At 34.4% G+C, this 1510-nt stretch carries 1 protein-coding gene; it reads right to left on the bottom strand.

The genetic code is table 11. From position 1 onward, the window contains the following. Nucleotides 1–737: 737 nt before the first annotated feature. Nucleotides 738–1223 (bottom strand): DUF6843 domain-containing protein, encoded by a 486-nt coding sequence (locus ABIB40_RS20620; RefSeq protein WP_354361834.1) that lies wholly within the window; start codon nucleotides 1221–1223, stop codon nucleotides 738–740. Nucleotides 1224–1510: the final 287 nt, after the last annotated feature.

Raw genomic sequence — 1510 nt, 5'->3', positions numbered from 1 at the left:
CAGCATTTTGTTGAAGACCCGTTGTCAGCCAATTATATAGTTGTTCCTTTCTGTTCATTGTTTACATAGGTGTAGTCCTAAAATTGGCTATAACGGTTTGCAAATTTGCGCATAAATGGCATTGCTTGCAGAACCATTTTCGTACCGCACAGAACAAAATAATTAACGAAAAACCTGAGTTGAACCACCGTCAGCCATTTTTGTGCAAATTTGCTGTTATAGGCAGATGTGTCTTTTTTGTCGTTGCGATATTTAAGCATTGTCTGTTTCAGTTCGGTCGGTCTTAAAAAAGTTGAGTTCAGTTCTTAATTGTTAATTTGTCCTTAAAAATCGAAAAAAATTTCGGTCGGTCAAGCGCTTTGTTCGGTCAAAAAACTTACTGAAATTGTCGGTCAATTAAGCAATTCAGTTGAGCTTTTCGGTCGGTCTGAAACTTATTTTTAAATGCTTTAAATTCCATTTAGTCTATTCGTTCCGTTCGGTCAAACTTATTGTTTTAGTTCGGGTTTTTGTTACGTTTCTTAAACGCTTTTTCGTCAGTTCAAATTTGTCCGTTTGCATTGGCGAAACTTCTACTAATTGATGCGTTTCGTTCGGGGTACATTTGCCTATAACGTTTCGAAAATTTGCGCAGAAATGGCATTGCTTGCAGAACCATTGTCGTACCGCACTGAACTAAATAATTAACGAAAAACCTAAGTTGCACCACCTTCAGCCATTTTTGTGCAAATTTGCTGTTATAGGGCGTTTATTTTTTTAACTCCTTTTTTTAAGCTGTCAATTTTCTCTTCTGGTAAGTAATTCCATACTTTCGTTTCTTTATATTTTCCAACGGTGAAAACCATTCTGTAATTTTTTTCTTTAAAGTCATATTCTAAATCAGGCGTAAATACTGCAAGGCTATCTCTCGAAGGTTCCGTTTTCGGTGGGTTTACGTCCCATTTTTCGATATAACTCCTGTAATCTAAAACACCTAATTCTCTTAAGTTTCCCAAGTTGTCAATTTGATAAAATTTTCTATTATTGAAACCTGATTTTTGTCTAAATTTAGTAAATAAGATGCCCGATTCTGGTATTCTAAAAACTCTTGTGAAAAAATCATATTCTCTGTTTTGTCCAAAGTCTTTTTCCGTAATTACATAGACTACACCTTTGAAGTCTTTTGGAATAATATATTTTTCAAATGTCAAAGCATTAATTACGATGCCAATAGCAAATATCATTGGGGAAATGCATAGTAATTTCATATACCACTTTGTCTTCGAAATTAAAATTAAAACCGTCCCAATTACAAAGAAAATGATTGCGAAAAGCATTAGCCAAAATGTAAAAAAACAAAATAGTCCGAGAAGTTGGCTAACAATTCCTGAAATCAGATATGTGGTTTTCTTTGAGTTCGTCATTTAAATGCCCTATAACGTTTTGAAAATTTGTGCAGAAATGGCATTGCTTGCAGAACCGATGTCGTACCGCATTGAACTAAATAATTAACGAAAAACCCGAGTTGAAC

Source organism: Pedobacter sp. UYP30, assembly GCF_040547165.1.
GTDB lineage: Bacteria > Bacteroidota > Bacteroidia > Sphingobacteriales > Sphingobacteriaceae > Pedobacter.
Note: the sequence above shows the minus strand (reverse complement) of the source record. Positions and strands in the feature narration are given on the sequence as shown.